This is a genomic window from Flavobacterium sp. (assembly GCF_023151265.1).
Lineage (GTDB): Bacteria > Bacteroidota > Bacteroidia > Flavobacteriales > Flavobacteriaceae > Flavobacterium.
In genome coordinates, this window is record NZ_JAKLJH010000050.1 from 1 (window position 1) to 15612 (window position 15612).

Genomic DNA, 15612 nt, shown 5'->3' on the forward strand with positions numbered 1-15612 from the left:
ACATCAAAGCTTCGCGTTGTGCAATCTTGATGTTTTTTGGATTTAATTTATGCGTTACGATTCCGATTTGATTGTTTTTGCCTTCATGAGCTTTGTTTGCTGAAACTCGAACTGGATCACCGAATTCGTATTCTAATTTTGTGTCTTCGTAATTTCCTAAATTCAACAAAAACTCGATAAAATAAGTGGCTAAATTGTTTGGGTATTTTCCGTTTTTATTTTGTTTTAATTTATTAGTAATCACAAAAAGTTGTTCTTCCGCTCTCGTTAAAGCAACATATAAAATATTTATAGTATCTAAAGTCTCTTCTTGAGTTTTCTTTTTATAAATTGCTTTAGCTTCGTTTCCATAATTCTCGACATCATTCCTTTTATTAACTAATGCTTTTGACATATTAATATTAGAATCGTCAATTGGTAGCCAAATTGTTTCTCTATGATTACTAGATAAACTTTCTTCCGCAAAAGGGAAAATCACTACTGGAAACTCCAAACCTTTCGATTTATGAATCGTCATGATGCGAACTGCATTGGTTCCTTCTGGTGATGGAATACTTTTTTGGTAGCCAATTTTATCCCAATATTCCAAGAAATCAGCTATACTCGATTGCACTTTTACATCTTTTTCCAACACCAAATCCAAGAAATACTGCAAATACGAAGTATTCACTTTGTCATTTAAGAAAGTCGCAATCAAAATTTCAACTGCTTCATAGAGTGATTTTTTCTTGCAATTTTTGAACGAAATTTCAATGCCGATGGTTTTCAAAAACACTTCTAATTCTTCCGAATTTTTATCTTTCGAAGCCAAAATGAAATCATGAATTTCCAATTCAGTTTGAAGATATTTCGCAATAAAATACAAGAAATAGACTTTTGATTCGTCGTCTTTCGGATTTTTTAAATAACGAAGCAACGCAATCAACAACTTCACTTCGGTCGCGTTTTGAATCAATAAGGTTTCCGAAGATAAAATTGGAACGCTGTTTTCGGTTAAGAAATTCGCCAACTTAATTCCCGGTGCTTTTGTTCGCGTAAGCAAAACAATGTCTTTGTATTCAAATCCGTTCGCGATACATTTTTCAATGGTTCGCAAAGTTTGATTCAAGTAAAATTTATCCTTTACCGAAATTGAATCGTTATCCGAATCAAAACCTTCGACTTCAGTTTCGTCTTCTGGCACTTCGATGAACGACAAATTCACATAACCACCATTTTTTGAATTGATGTCTTGATGCGAAAGGTTTTCGTATAAATTTTTATAATCTTCATTCTGAAATTTATCCGATAATTGCTTAAAAAAAGCATTGTTAAACTGAATGACTTCGCTATAACTGCGGTAATTTGTTCCTAAACGAAGCGTTTCTTTGTCTTTATTGGAAAACGGATTATGCTTTTTATCTTCTTTCGCCAAATCAATAAATTGTTCGGCTTTTCCGCCACGCCAACGGTAAATTGCTTGTTTTGGATCGCCCACCAACATCAAAGTTCCTTGCTGACCAAAATCGTCTTGACCTGAAAGTGCATTATCAATTAACGGAATCAAATTTTGCCATTGCATTACCGAAGTATCCTGAAATTCATCGATAAAATAATGACGGTATTTTTCGCCCAAACGCTCATAAATAAAAGGCGCTGGCTGGTTTTGAATTTCGTTGTGAATGATTTTATTGAAATCGGAAATCGAAACTAAATTTTGTTCTTCCTGAATTTGCTTAAATTCCTGATAAATCGTGTTTAATAATGAAAGTGGATTCAAATTTTGCAGAAAAGCTTCGTACATTGAAATTTTCCCAACTTTTTCATTGATTGTTAGCACTGAAGCTAAAATTTCAGAAGCATTTTCATCGATAAAATTTTTATCGGATTGTGGAATTTTTGCACCATAAGATGGTTTTTCGCCATCCAAATATTTTATAATTGTTTCATTAATAGCAATTTTATCCGACGCAACTTTTTCTAAATGATTGGTTACATAACTAGAATAAAAAGATTTTCTTGAAACGCCATTTCCATCAATCGAATCCAAAACACTTTGAGCAATTGCTTTACAATCGAGTTTTAACTGTTTGATTTCTTCTTGTAGCTTCTTTTTTACGATTCCGAAATCATCTATGCTTTTTTCAGACAATTCTTTGATTTCTTCCGAATTGTTTTCGTTAGTAATCAATTGGGCAACTTTTAATAATTCGGCCGAAATATCCCAGTTTTTATCGTCGTCTGTTTTTTCTTTTGAAAATTCGATTAGTAATTTGGTTAAACTTGCATCATCACCTGCTTTGGAAATCACCAAATCAATTGCTTCTTGTAACAATGAATCGGTTTCCAACGAAACTTCAAAATTTGGAGGTAAATTCAAATCTTGAGCAAAAGTTCGGATGACTTTGTGCGTGAATTTATCAATCGTAGAAATATCAAACGCGGCATAATTGTGAATGATATTTTTGATGATGGCTTTCGATTTATCTTTTAAAGTAGCAATGCTTAATTTGGTTTCCGAAGCAACATCTTTTAGCAATTCCATCGCTTTATCAGACGTGTTATCCAATGAAAATTGATACAAACTCGAGACAATTCGGGTTTTCATTTCTTCTACCGCTTTGTTGGTAAACGTAATGGCTAGAATTTTTCGATAGGCATCATCATTCGTCGCCAAGAAAAGAATTTTTAAGTATTCTTTCGTTAGCGTATAAGTTTTTCCGGAGCCAGCCGAAGCGTCGTATATGGTAAAAGCGGTTGTATTCAATGTTATATTTATCTTACTAATAGTGGTATAAAAACTATCTATTTTTGAATCCGAAGTTTAATTTGTAAATTTGGTGAAAATATTATTAATCTAAAAATTAAATATCATGGCTTTTGAATTACCACAATTACCTTATGCATACGATGCATTAGAACCACATATTGACGCTAGAACAATGGAAATCCACCATTCTAAGCACCACAACGCTTATGTTACCAACTTAAACGCTGCTATTGCTGGAACTGATTTAGAAGGAAAATCTATTGAAGATTTGATGAAAAATTTAGACATGAACAACATGCCAGTTCGTAACAATGGTGGTGGACATTATAATCACACTATGTTTTGGGAAATTATGTCGCCAAACGGTGGTGGTTTACCAACAGGTGAATTAGCAACTGCTATTGACGCTGCTTTTGGTTCATTTGACGCATTTAAAGCTGAATTTTCTAAAGCGGGAGCTACTCGTTTTGGTTCAGGATGGGCTTGGTTATGTGTGAAAGATGGAAAATTAGAAGTTTGTTCTACTCCAAATCAAGACAACCCATTAATGCCAGGTGTGGCTTGTGGCGGACAACCAATTTTAGGAATGGATGTTTGGGAACATGCTTATTACTTACACTATCAAAACCGTCGTCCTGATTATATGGAAGCATTTTTTAATGTAATTAATTGGACAGAAGTTGCAAAACGTTTTGCTGCAGCAAAATAATTCAGAATAAACAAAATTAAAAAAGGCGAGGATTGAAAAATCTTCGCCTTTTTTGTTACCAAGTTTATTAAAATAAAAAAGGTGAAATTGCTTTCACCCTTTTTGCCCCAAATCTACCATAAAACTTAACCTACTAATTTTCTGGTAGTACTAAAGTAGAATACTCCTGTATATATGACGAAAAAAATTGTTGAACAACACAAAAAGTCGATGAAATGCGTTTTTGAAGAATAAAATAAGTTAATTTTTTACTTTTTCTAACAAATTCATTCATTTTTGGGCAAAAAAAAGGCACGCATTGCGTACCCTTTTTGCCCCAAATCTACCATAAAACTTAACCTACTAATTTTTTGGTAGAGCTAAAGTAGTATAAGATACTATGCTTGCATAAAAAAATTGTTAAACGAATTAAAAAGTCGATGAAATGCGCATTTTGAGTAAAATTAGTCTTCAATTTTTGTTAAAACAGATTTTGGGGCAAAAAAAAAGGCACGCATTGCGTACCCTTTTTGCCCCAAATCTACCATAAAACTTAACCTACTAATTTTCTGGTAGAGCTAAAGTATGGCGAGATTTTGTATTACTATAAAAAAATTGTTAAACGAAATAAAAAGTCGATGAAACACACTTTTTAGTATGCTCGTGCATCTTTACCTTCATAGAAATTCATGAATGCACGATTTACTACACGATTTCCTCCATCTGTAGGATAATCTCCTGTGAAATACCAATCTCCAAGATTCTTCGGACAAGCAATGTGTAAATCTTCTACTGTTTGATAGATGATTTTTACTTCTGCTTTGGTGTCTTCTGGTGTTAGCATTTCGGCAATTTTATCTGAAATTTCTTGATCGGTGAACGGCGCATAAATTTCTTTTACATAATTCACTACATCAGCATCACTAAAATCTTCTTGTGCTTTCGATTTTTGGTACACTTCTTCTACAATATGATATAAATTGCGCTCTTTCAACAATTCTAAGGCTGCTCTAAACGCTACTAATCCTTCTAATTTCGCCATATCGATTCCGTAGCAATCTGGATAACGAATTTGAGGTGCTGATGAAACGACAACAATTTTCTTTGGATGCAAACGATCCATCATTTTAATGATACTTTGTTTTAAGGTAGTTCCTCGCACAATACTATCATCAATAATTACTAAATTATCAGTTGATTTTACAACGCCATACGTTACATCATACACGTGAGCTACTAAATCATCGCGACTACTGTCTTCAGTAATAAACGTTCTTAATTTAGCATCTTTAATCGCAATTTTTTCGGTTCTGATTTTAACTGAAAGTAATTCTTTTAAGGTATCTTCCGTTAACGTATCTTTTTGCTCGATAATTGCTTTGGCTTTTCGCTGATTTAAGAAATCTTGAGCTGCTTCTGACATTCCGTAAAAAGAAGTTTCTGCCGTATTTGGAATAAAAGAGAAAACCGTATTATCAGTATCGTTATCAATTGCCTTTAAAACACTTGGGAAGATTAATTTTCCTAATTCTTTACGCTCTCTGTAGATTTCGGCATCGCTTCCGCGAGAAAAATAAATGCGCTCAAACGAACACGCTTTTTTGATTAACGGTGTTCTTACTTCTTGAACCGAAACATTTCCGTTTTTCTTGATAATGATAGCACTTCCAGGAGTTAATTCTTGAACTTTTTCGAAAGACACATTGAAAACCGTTTGAATCACAGGACGTTCTGAAGCCACAACCACAATTTCATCATCTTCGTAGAAATACGCAGGACGAATTCCAGCTGGATCACGCAAAACAAACGAATCTCCATGACCAAAAAGACCAGCCATTGCGTAACCTCCATCGAAATTACGAGAAGCACGTTCTAAAATGCGTTGTACATTTAATCGTTCGCCGATAATTGGCGAAGCTTCTTGCTTAGAATACCCTTCGTGTTTGCATTGTTTGTATAATTCGGTAACCTCATCATCTAAGAAATGTCCGATTTTTTCCATTACGGTAACGGTATCAGCCATTTGTTTTGGATGTTGTCCTAAATCAATTAAGTTTTGGAACAACTCTTTAACATTCGTCATGTTGAAATTTCCCGCAACAATTAAATTTCGGTGCATCCAATTGTTTTGACGTAAAAATGGGTGAACACTTTCGATGCTATTTTTACCGAAAGTTCCATAACGAACGTGACCTAAAAACACTTCTCCCAAATACGGAATATTTTGTTTTTGAAGCGCCACATTGTTTTGATATTCTGGATGTTCTTCTAACTCGCGACTGATTCTGTCGTTAATTTGAGCGAAGATATCCTTAATAGGTTGTGGGTCGTTAGAACGAATACGGCTAATGTATCTTTCACCTGGATTTACATCCAATTTAATACTTGCTAAACCAGCTCCGTCTTGACCGCGGTTATGTTGCTTTTCCATTAGTAAGTACATTTTTTGTACTCCGTAAAAAGCGGTTCCGTATTTTTCTTTATAGAATTCTAACGGTTTTTTTAATCGTAGTAATGCAATTCCACATTCGTGTTGTATAGCGTCACTCATAAGTTGTTGTGTTGTTGTAGGTTGTTGTATTTTCTTTTTTAACACATAGATTCATAGTTAAACTTAATGTAAAAAGTCGCTTCGCTCGAAATAGATGACATAGCTATGTGTGAAATTTATTTCTTGTAATCAACTAATTCATAAAAACTTAAACTATGTGCCTATATGTTTTTATATTTATTTTTGAAACAAAAAATGCCCCGAAATTTCGAGGCACGTTTTTATTCTTCTAATTCTATTTCAAATTGCGTTAAGGCTTTGAATTGTTTCAAACGCGCGTTCACTTCATTTTTATCTAAAGTTTCCATTCGCTCTGTTCCAAATTTCTCCACACAGAAAGAAGCTAAGTTTGAACCATAAATGATAGCGTTCTTCAAATTGCCAAACGAAATATTTTCTGATTGTGCGATGTAACCTGCGAAACCTCCTGCGAATGTATCACCAGCTCCTGTTGGATCAAACACTTCTTCTAATGGTAATGCTGGAGCAAAGAAAACTTCTTTGTTGTGGAACAATAACGCTCCGTGCTCTCCTTTTTTGATTACCACATATTTTGGTCCCATTGTATGAATTTTAGCAGCTGCTTTTACCAAAGAATATTCTCCTGATAACTGACGTGCTTCTTCATCGTTTATAGTAATAACATCTACACGTTTGATTACGTCTAATAATTCTGGTAACGCACAATCCATCCAAAAGTTCATCGTATCTAAAACGACTAATTTTGGTTGTTCAGACATTTGGTTTAAAACGCCTGATTGCACTATTGGGTGTAAATTTCCTAATAAAACTACATCCGAATTTTTATACGCTTGTGGCACAACTGGATTAAAATCGGCCAAAACGTTTAATTCTGTTACTAAAGTGTCGCGAGAATTTAAATCGTTGTGGTATTTTCCACTCCAAAAGAAAGTTTTTCCACCTTTTACGATTTCGATTCCTTCGATATTTACTCCTTTATTTTCTAATAAATCTAAATATTCCTTTGGAAAATCTTCTCCAACCACAGAAACTACTGCTGCATCTACATTAAAAAAGTTAGACGCTAAACCAATGTAAGTCGCGGCTCCACCTAAAATTTTATCTGTTTTCCCGAAAGGCGTTTCAATAGCATCAAAAGCTACTGTTCCTACTATTAATAGTTTGTTCATTAAATTGAATTTGAAATAAGGTGCAAAGATAAGTTTTTGTTTAGAAGTTTAAAAGTTTATGTGTTTAAAAGTTTAAAAGGTTTTGAATGCTAGAGATTTGAGTTTTTTGTAGATTTGAAAATTGAATTTTACAAAATCGATGAAAGTACACCAAATAAAAATTATCAATTTAAGAAAACTCTATTTTCTTGCCTTACTTGGAATAATAACTTCGATTTTTATATTGATTTTATTAATATCAGCTACAGTTTATTTGTTTCCAAAATTTGATTATATCAGTTTGTTCATAGTAATTTATTCGGTTATAATAGGTAATTTAATATCCAAAATCATAACGAATAAATCCTCGAAATTGATTGAAATTAAAATCAATAAGTCAAAAATAGAAATTGGTGATGAACAATTTTTACTTGAAACAATTGACAAAATCAAAATCAACAACTTTATATTTATCTATTATCCAAAATTAACAATCCATTTTTTTGACAATAAAAAATTCACAATCAGAATTGACAGAAGTGAAAAAGACTATTCAAAACTTTTATTCAATCTAAAGGAAATAAATAATTAATGGAAGAAAAATTATGTGAAAATCCACAACAACTTCCCTTCTTCTCATTCGTAAAACTCATCAATCGATAATTTTTCTTATTGAAAATCCACAACAAACTCTATTTCTACCGAATTATAAATTTATTTCTTTCCAACTCATAACCTTTCCCAAAGTTCTCTCTTGATTAAATAATCCTGTATGAACCACTGATTTAGTTTTAATTAGTTCAGGTTTTAGCTTTTCAAAATAGCTTAATCCTTTAAACATTTCGGGCATTATGGTTTCTGATGCTTTAATTTCTACTAAATTTAAAAGTTCGGAATTTTGCCATATTAAATCTACTTCATGTCCTTCTGCATCGCGCCAAAACCATAAATCTAAAAGTAAATTATTATGATAGTTTATTTTTAGATATTCATTTATAACATAATTTTCAAACAAACTCCCTTTTAAAGCACTTAATTTTACACTTTCCGCGTCATTTAATTTCAGTAAATAACACAATAAACCTGTATCGTAAAAATACAATTTTGAACTTTTGGTAACACGTTTGTTGAAATTTGAAAAATAAGGTTGTAATTGATATACAATATAACTACTTTCTAAAACCGAAACCCATGACTTAGCAGTAGGTTGTGAAATTCCACATTCATTCGCCAATGAATTTAGATTGAGCAATTGACCCGCTCTTGCCGCACATAGTGAAATAAAATTTCTAAATTGCTTTAAATCTTTTACATGAATGAGTTCCGACAAATCTCGTTCAACATACGTTTGTATATAATTAGAGTAAAAAACTTTTGCTGGGATATCTCTATCATAGATTGCAGGATAAAATCCTTTTTGAAGATTAACGGCATAATCCTCATTTAACCAATTAGCAGCGTCCATTTCTGAAAAATCAAACGGCAACAATTTAAATAAAGCAACTCTACCCGCTAAACTTTGAGTAATATTTTGCATTAAATGAAAATTCTGAGAACCAGACAATATGTATTGTCCCATAATTTTATCTTCATCTACTTTTGTTTGCAAATAAGAAAACAACTGAGGAACACGTTGTGCTTCATCAAAAATCACATACTTACCATATTGTTTTAAAAATCCGTTTGGATCATCAGCAGCAAATTTTCTGACATCTAAATTTTCTAAATTCACATACTCATAATCCGAAAAATGAGTTTTTAAAAAGGTAGTTTTACCAGATTGCCGCGGACCTGTCAAGGCTAAAATGGGATATTTATTTTTATAAACATCCATTTGCAATTTAATTACTCTATTTGCACTCATAATTAACATTTTAAAGCACAAATATATAATTAATTTTGAAAATGAAGGTGTTTACATTTTGAAAATGCAGATACTTAATTTTGAAAATGCAGGAATTTGTATTTTGAAAATACAAAATTCTACAACAACTTCTCTTCTTCTCTTTCGTAAAATTCGTCTATTGATAATTTTTCTTGTTGCGATGCCATTACGGCTAATTCATCGCAGCGTTCGTTTTGCGGATGACTGTTGTGCCCTTTTACCCATTGAAAATCGACTTGGTGTTTGCGATACACTTTTAAGAAACGCATCCATAAATCAGGGTTTTTCTTGGCTTTGAAGTTGATTTTTTCCCATTGAAACACCCAGCGTTTTTCTACCGAATCCACTACATATTTCGAATCCGAAACTACTAAGACTTTAGTCTTTGGGCTTTTTAATTTTTCTAAACCGACAATTACCGCTAATAATTCCATTCTATTATTAGTAGACAATCGAAAACCTTCGTAAAATTCTTTTTTATAAGGAGTTCCTACCATTTCCATCACTACGCCATAACCAGCCGGACCAGGATTTCCCTTGGCGGCGCCGTCTGTGTATATGTGAACTTCGTGACTCAAGTAAAAAGTGATTAGTGATTAGTGATTAGATTCCCAATTACCTCAGGAAAATATTGATGTTCTAATTCGTGGATTTTATGCGCAATTTCTTCCGCAGTTTTGCAATCTTCGATGTTGACTGATTTTTGAAAAATAAATTCGCCTTCATCGTAATGTTCATTTACATAATGAATGGTGATTCCGGTTTCTTTTTCTTTATTTTCTAAAACAGCTTGATGCACATTCATGCCATACATGCCTTTTCCGCCGTATTTTGGCAATAAAGCGGGATGAATATTGATCACTTTTGGATATTCCTTTAATATAAACTCGGGAAATTTTAGAAGAAATCCAGCTAAAACAATTAAATCAGGTTGGAATTGGTGTAATTTTTCCAACACAAAACCTTCATTTAATTGACTTTTTGAAAAAACGACTGAAGGAATGTTATGATTTTTTGCTCTATCTAACACTTTGGCATCTGGTTTGTTAGAAAAGATAGCGACTACAGTTCCTTGGTTATTTTTTTTAAAATAGCGAATAATTTCTTCGGCGTTTGAGCCATTTCCGGAAGCAAAAAGCACAATATTCTTCATTTCAGTATTGATTTCTTCCCACAAAAAAAAGAATAATTATTGGTAAAAAATAAAAAAAAGAAGCCTTTGTGAATATTTTTTTTTATTTTCGTAGTCACATTTAGTAACAAAAAGGTTGTTTTAAAATAAAGTTTTTTATTTTTGCCAACAAATTAAATTAAAAATTAAAGATTATGTCAGACATTGCATCAAGAGTAAAAGCGATTATCGTAGACAAATTAGGTGTTGACGAAAACGAAGTTGTAACAGAAGCAAGCTTCACAAATGATTTAGGAGCTGATTCATTAGACACTGTTGAGCTTATTATGGAGTTCGAAAAAGAATTTGATATTCAAATTCCAGACGACCAAGCTGAAAACATTGCTACTGTAGGTCAAGCTATTTCTTACATCGAAGAAGCTAAAAAATAATAAATAAAACGCCCGTGTGCATTTTTTGCATGCGGGTTTTTATTATTTTAAAGAAAATTAGACTATTTTTGATTGAATTTCAATCACAATATATTGAAATACCCTTGTCTCTTTATTCATTATAACTAAAGAAAACACGGGTATTATTTGTTTAAACGATTTTTTAAAAATTAGAATATGCAATTAAAGCGTGTTGTTGTAACAGGTCTTGGAGCGTTAACTCCTATTGGGAATACTCTTCAAGAATATTGGGACGGTCTTGTGAACGGAAAAAGTGGCGCTGCCCCTATTACTTATTACGATACTGAAAAGCATAAAACCAAATTTGCTTGTGAGATTAAAAACTTCAATGTTGAAGATTTTATCGACAAAAAAGAGGTTCGCAGAATGGATAAGTTTGCTCAATATGCTATTGTTGCGAGTGACGAAGCCATTAAAGATGCTGGTATTTCCTTAGAAAATGTAAATAAACATAGAGTTGGGGTTATTTGGGGAGCAGGTATTGGAGGTTTACAAACTTTCCAAGACGAAGTAATGAGTTACGCCGCTGGTGATGGAACACCGCGTTTTAATCCATTCTTTATTCCTAAAATGATTGCTGATATTGCTCCTGGACACATTTCAATGCGAAATGGTTTTATGGGACCAAACTATACTACAGTTTCTGCATGTGCTTCTTCGGCAAATGCTTTGGTAGATGCGTTCAACTACATTCGCTTAGGAATGTGTGATGTTATTGTTTCAGGAGGTTCTGAAGCAGCCGTAACTATTGCCGGTATGGGTGGATTTAACTCAATGCAAGCTTTATCAACTAGAAACGAAAGTCCAGAAACAGCTTCAAGACCATTTGATGCTAGTCGTGATGGATTTGTTTTAGGTGAAGGTGCTGGTGCTTTAGTTTTAGAAGAGTATGAACATGCGATTGCTCGTGGTGCTAAAATCTACTGTGAAGTAGGTGGTGGTGGTTTATCTTCTGATGCATATCATTTAACAGCTCCACATCCTGAAGGAATTGGAGTTATTGCTGTAATGGAAAACTGTTTACGCGATGCTGGTTTACAACCAGAAGACGTAGATCACATTAACACTCACGGAACTTCAACACCTCTTGGAGACGTTGCTGAGTTAAAAGCAATTAGTCATGTTTTTGGTGCTCATGCTAAAAACATCAATATTAACTCAACTAAATCGATGACAGGTCACTTACTTGGTGCTGCTGGTGCTATTGAAGCAATTGCTTCTATCTTAGCGATGCAGAACGGAATTGTACCTCCAACGATTAATCATACAACAGTAGACGAAAACATTGATCCATCGTTAAACTTAACTTTAAATAAAGCGCAAAAACGCGAAATTAAAGTAGCCATGAGTAATACTTTTGGTTTTGGTGGACATAACGCTTGTGTTTTATTCAAAAAATTTGAGAACTAAACATGCGTCGTTTATTTAATAAAATACGAAAAAATTCCCGTTCTCAAGAAGACGGGATTTTTTTTGAAAAAATTACCAAAATTCTCGGTTTTCAACCAAATGAATTAAAATATTACAAAAAAGCATTCACCCATCGCTCGGCTAACAAACTCGACGAAAAAGGAAATCCGTTTAATTACGAACGTTTGGAATTTTTAGGCGATGCCATGTTGGGAAGCGTTATTGCTGCACATTTATACAACGAAGTTCCTTCAGGAGATGAAGGATATTTGACAAAAATGCGTTCCAAAATCGTGAGTAGAGAGCATTTAAACGAACTGGGTCGTGATTTTAATTTAGTGAGTTTTGTAGAAAGCAAAGTCAATTCGAGTCAGTTTGGCGAAAACATTCATGGTAATTTATTTGAAGCTTTTATTGGCGCTATTTATTTGGATAAAGGTTTTACCTATTGCGAAAAATTCATTCAAAATAAAATTATCAAACAGTATGTTGATATTGCTAAATTAGAAGGTAAAGTCATCAGTTACAAAAGTTTAATTATCGAATGGTGTCAAAAAGAAAAAGTACCATTCGCCTTTGATTTTATAGAAGATAACGGACAAGAAGGACAAAAATATTTCAGCGTAAAATTGTCGATTAACAACAAAATTATCGCTAAAGCTAGAGCAACTTCTAAGAAAAAAGCAGAAGAAAAAGCGGCACAAAGAGCCTATTTTGTATTTCAAGAAAAAATTTCGAATAAATAATCCACTACTCAAACGTTTGAGTTTATAAATTATCGTTAAGAACTACCAAACAGGTAGTTTTTAACGATTTTTAGCCTTATATTTACCCCTTAATTTTGGAAAATGGCCATTCATAAAATTCAAATAAACGATTTTATTTCAGATGATTATGAGTTAATTGCCTTACATTCATCTTTAGAAGATTACAAATTAGCGTATTGCTTAAACAAGGAATTGGGATTGCAGTTACAAAAAAATGATAACTACGTAGAAATCGCAATACCAGAAGGAAAAAGCGCTTTTGAGAATTTCGCATTTGATGATGAAAAGAACGATGTAATTTGGACCTTAATCGAAAATAAAACCACGATTATTAATTCGGATAAACGAACGAGTTCCCTTTTTGAACAAGTTGACATCACCGTTTTTTTACTTCCAGAATATAAAAAAGCAGATTATTTGATTAAGATTGAAAATATCGATTATGGTTTTGATACCGATGAAATTATCGAAAAAATATTGAAAATCAAAAATGTAACCACTGCTTATTCCGTTGATACAACAAACTTAAAATCTAAAAATAATTTAATTTTTTAATTAAAATGCCAACAAATAAAAAGACTAAAATTGTAGCTACGTTAGGCCCAGCCTGTAGCACAAAAGAAGTGATAAAAAAAATGATTGATGCTGGAGTTAATGTATTTAGAATTAACTTTTCGCATGCCGACTATACCGACGTTTCAGAACGTATTCAGATGATTAGAGAACTAAATGAAGAGTTTGGTTACACAACTTCCATTTTAGGCGATTTACAAGGTCCGAAACTACGAGTTGGTGTTATGAAAGAAGATGTAGTCGTAAGCAAAGGTGATAAAATTACTTTTACCACAGCAGAAGACATCTTAGGAACAGCTTCGAGAGTGTACATGAACTACAAAGAATTTCCAAAAGATGTAAATCCTGGAGAAAGAATTTTATTAGACGACGGAAAATTAATTTTCGAAGTGACTAAAACCGACAAAAACACCGAAGTTGAAGCGGTTGTAGTTCAAGGTGGTCCTTTAAGATCTAAAAAAGGAGTAAACTTACCTAACACTAAAGTTTCATTACCTGCATTAACAGAAAAAGACATTCGCGATGCAAAATTTGCTATCGAAAATAATGTAGATTGGATTGCATTATCATTTGTAAGAACTCCAAAAGACTTAGAAGATTTACAAGATTTGATTGCAGAACATTCGGATCATAAAATTCCAATTATTGCGAAAATTGAAAAACCTGAAGCAGTTGAAAACATTGACAAAATCGTTGCATTTTGTGATGGATTGATGGTAGCTCGTGGTGATTTAGGTGTAGAAGTTCCAGCGGAAGAAGTGCCGTTGATTCAGAAAAAATTGATTCACAGAGCAAAAACAGCTCGTATTCCTGTAATCGTGGCAACACAAATGATGGAAACCATGATTACCTCATTAACGCCAACACGTGCCGAAGTAAATGACGTAGCAAACTCGGTAATGGACGGAGCTGATGCGGTAATGTTATCAGGAGAAACTTCAGTAGGAAATTATCCTGTAGAAGTTATTGAAACCATGACGCGTATTATTGAAAGTGTAGAAGATTCGCCATTAATTAAAGTGCCGTTATCGCAACCACAAGTAAAAAACCAACGTTATATTACCAAATCGATTTGTTATCACGCGGCTCAAATGGCCGATACCATTAATGCGAAAGCGATTACAACGTTGACCAATTCAGGTTACACGGCGTTTCAAATTTCGGCTTGGCGTCCAAAATCACACATTTTGGTATTTACTTCTAACAAACGTATTTTAACGCAATTGAACTTGTTGTGGGGTGTTAGAGCGTACTTCTACGACAAATTAGTAAGTACAGATGACACCATCGACGATATCAACACCATTTGTAAAGAAAAGAAATACGTTAAAAAAGGCGATATGGTAGTAAACTTAGCTGCAATGCCAATTGTTGCTAAAGGAATGGTAAATACATTGAGAGTTTCTGAAATAGAATAATCTCATTTCAACATAAAAAAACGAGTGCTAAAATTATCTTTAGCACTCGTTTTTGTTTCATATATATTCGTTTTAAGCGGCTATTTTTTCAAACGCAATAAAATTTGTTACTTCTCCTTTGTGATTGAAAATTGGAAATCCTTTGATGTGACAATTGTAAACCGAACCATCTTTACAGTAATTGATTACGTTTTTCTCAAATGGGACTTTGCTTAAAATGGCTTGTCTGATTTCGTTGCTTACTTGTAAATCGGTTTTAGCGCCTTGAAACATTTTTGGTGAGTTACCAATGACTTCTTGTGCTTCGTAACCGTTCATTTTTTTGATGTTTTTACTGGCGAAAACAATTTTTAATTGCGCATCGGTAACCACAATAACGGTTTCTTCTTGTAAACTTTCTTTATAATCCCAAACTGATTTCCATTGATTTTTACTAGCTATTTGATGTAATGAATTGACATCATGAAGCAACACATTGGTTTGCAACAAATACTGAGAATAAATATCCCAAGACACCAACGGCATTGCTTTAATAGCACCATTTTCATACTGTTTTGCAAACGCAGCATCGTAAACTTTGAATTCCATAACCTTGTAATTTGGGATAAAACTAAAAAGAAAAACGAATCAATAGCTTAGAAAATACAACTTTAACGCTTGTTTAAGTGGGGAAATGGAAAGAAAAACATCCGTTTTGGATTGAAAACAAAGGTTGAGTTATATTGTCCAACTAGGAAGGATTCGCCCGGTATCGGTTTTTCTCAATGGAATAGTTACTAGTCAAAAAAACCTCAAACATATTAATCTTCAGTCTCAGTCAAAGTACCTGCATCTAATTCTTTTGCTTTTTCTTTTCT

13 protein-coding genes are annotated in these 15612 nt (G+C 33.2%); 6 read left to right on the forward strand and 7 right to left on the reverse strand.

From position 1 onward, the window contains the following. Positions 1-2746: UvrD-helicase domain-containing protein (locus L6Q46_RS06335; protein WP_291283601.1), on the reverse strand; the 2746-nt coding region annotated here is incomplete at its 3' end. A gap of 106 nt (positions 2747-2852) precedes the next feature. Between L6Q46_RS06335 and L6Q46_RS06340 the strand changes: the two genes are divergently transcribed. Further along, the gene (locus L6Q46_RS06340; RefSeq protein WP_291283602.1) at positions 2853-3458 is read left to right on the forward strand and encodes a superoxide dismutase; all 606 of its coding nucleotides are present in this window, start codon (positions 2853-2855) and stop codon (positions 3456-3458) included. A gap of 631 nt (positions 3459-4089) precedes the next feature. On the opposite strand, the gene L6Q46_RS06345 is transcribed toward L6Q46_RS06340, so the two are convergent. The 5 genes from L6Q46_RS06345 to purN all read right to left on the reverse strand — a co-directional run bounded on the left by L6Q46_RS06345 (position 4090) and on the right by purN (position 10156). Continuing rightward, positions 4090-5988: an amidophosphoribosyltransferase gene (locus L6Q46_RS06345; protein ID WP_291283603.1), complete on the reverse strand. Its 1899-nt coding sequence runs from the start codon at positions 5986-5988 to the stop codon at positions 4090-4092. A gap of 221 nt (positions 5989-6209) precedes the next feature. After that, a complete protein-coding gene (locus L6Q46_RS06350) occupies positions 6210-7139 on the reverse strand; it encodes a PfkB family carbohydrate kinase (RefSeq protein ID WP_291283604.1) in 930 nt (309 codons plus the stop codon). A 685-nt stretch (positions 7140-7824) separates the two neighbouring features. After that, a complete protein-coding gene (locus L6Q46_RS06355) occupies positions 7825-8982 on the reverse strand; it encodes an ATP-binding protein (protein ID WP_291283605.1) in 1158 nt (385 codons plus the stop codon). A 119-nt stretch (positions 8983-9101) separates the two neighbouring features. After that, positions 9102-9581, reverse strand: coding sequence for a ribonuclease HI (gene rnhA / locus L6Q46_RS06360; RefSeq protein WP_291283606.1), 480 nt, complete (start codon positions 9579-9581; stop codon positions 9102-9104). Positions 9582-9592: 11 nt separating this feature from the next. Continuing rightward, positions 9593-10156: a phosphoribosylglycinamide formyltransferase gene (purN, locus tag L6Q46_RS06365; RefSeq protein ID WP_291283607.1), complete on the reverse strand. Its 564-nt coding sequence runs from the start codon at positions 10154-10156 to the stop codon at positions 9593-9595. Positions 10157-10329: 173 nt separating this feature from the next. Between purN and L6Q46_RS06370 the strand changes: the two genes are divergently transcribed. The 5 genes from L6Q46_RS06370 (at position 10330) to pyk (ending at position 14755) form a co-directional block, all read left to right on the forward strand. Beyond that, the gene (locus tag L6Q46_RS06370) at positions 10330-10566 is read left to right on the forward strand and encodes an acyl carrier protein (RefSeq protein ID WP_007137004.1); all 237 of its coding nucleotides are present in this window, start codon (positions 10330-10332) and stop codon (positions 10564-10566) included. A gap of 177 nt (positions 10567-10743) precedes the next feature. Then, the gene (gene fabF, locus L6Q46_RS06375; RefSeq protein WP_291283608.1) at positions 10744-11997 is read left to right on the forward strand and encodes a beta-ketoacyl-ACP synthase II; all 1254 of its coding nucleotides are present in this window, start codon (positions 10744-10746) and stop codon (positions 11995-11997) included. A 2-nt stretch (positions 11998-11999) separates the two neighbouring features. Continuing rightward, positions 12000-12743: a ribonuclease III gene (gene rnc, locus L6Q46_RS06380; protein WP_291283609.1), complete on the forward strand. Its 744-nt coding sequence runs from the start codon at positions 12000-12002 to the stop codon at positions 12741-12743. A gap of 102 nt (positions 12744-12845) precedes the next feature. Next, complete coding sequence (locus L6Q46_RS06385; RefSeq protein WP_291283610.1) at positions 12846-13319, forward strand: IPExxxVDY family protein; 474 nt, start codon at positions 12846-12848, stop codon at positions 13317-13319. A 5-nt stretch (positions 13320-13324) separates the two neighbouring features. After that, a complete protein-coding gene (pyk, locus tag L6Q46_RS06390; protein WP_291283611.1) occupies positions 13325-14755 on the forward strand; it encodes a pyruvate kinase in 1431 nt (476 codons plus the stop codon). Between the two features lie 72 nt (positions 14756-14827). On the opposite strand, the gene L6Q46_RS06395 is transcribed toward pyk, so the two are convergent. Continuing rightward, positions 14828-15343, reverse strand: coding sequence for a PAS domain-containing protein (locus L6Q46_RS06395; RefSeq protein WP_291283612.1), 516 nt, complete (start codon positions 15341-15343; stop codon positions 14828-14830). Positions 15344-15612 lie beyond the last annotated feature (269 nt).

Bases quoted from the DNA above. Each gene is read 5' to 3' on its own strand.
- L6Q46_RS06340 (WP_291283602.1), top strand. From the start codon at position 2,853: ATGGCTTTTGAATTACCACAATTACCTTATGCATACGATGCATTAGAA.
- L6Q46_RS06345 (WP_291283603.1), bottom strand. From the start codon at position 5,988: ATGAGTGACGCTATACAACACGAATGTGGAATTGCATTACTACGATTA.
- L6Q46_RS06350 (WP_291283604.1), bottom strand. From the start codon at position 7,139: ATGAACAAACTATTAATAGTAGGAACAGTAGCTTTTGATGCTATTGAA.
- L6Q46_RS06355 (WP_291283605.1), bottom strand. From the start codon at position 8,982: ATGAGTGCAAATAGAGTAATTAAATTGCAAATGGATGTTTATAAAAAT.
- purN (WP_291283607.1), bottom strand. From the start codon at position 10,156: ATGAAGAATATTGTGCTTTTTGCTTCCGGAAATGGCTCAAACGCCGAA.
- L6Q46_RS06370 (WP_007137004.1), top strand. From the start codon at position 10,330: ATGTCAGACATTGCATCAAGAGTAAAAGCGATTATCGTAGACAAATTA.
- fabF (WP_291283608.1), top strand. From the start codon at position 10,744: ATGCAATTAAAGCGTGTTGTTGTAACAGGTCTTGGAGCGTTAACTCCT.
- rnc (WP_291283609.1), top strand. From the start codon at position 12,000: ATGCGTCGTTTATTTAATAAAATACGAAAAAATTCCCGTTCTCAAGAA.
- L6Q46_RS06385 (WP_291283610.1), top strand. From the start codon at position 12,846: ATGGCCATTCATAAAATTCAAATAAACGATTTTATTTCAGATGATTAT.
- pyk (WP_291283611.1), top strand. From the start codon at position 13,325: ATGCCAACAAATAAAAAGACTAAAATTGTAGCTACGTTAGGCCCAGCC.
- L6Q46_RS06395 (WP_291283612.1), bottom strand. From the start codon at position 15,343: ATGGAATTCAAAGTTTACGATGCTGCGTTTGCAAAACAGTATGAAAAT.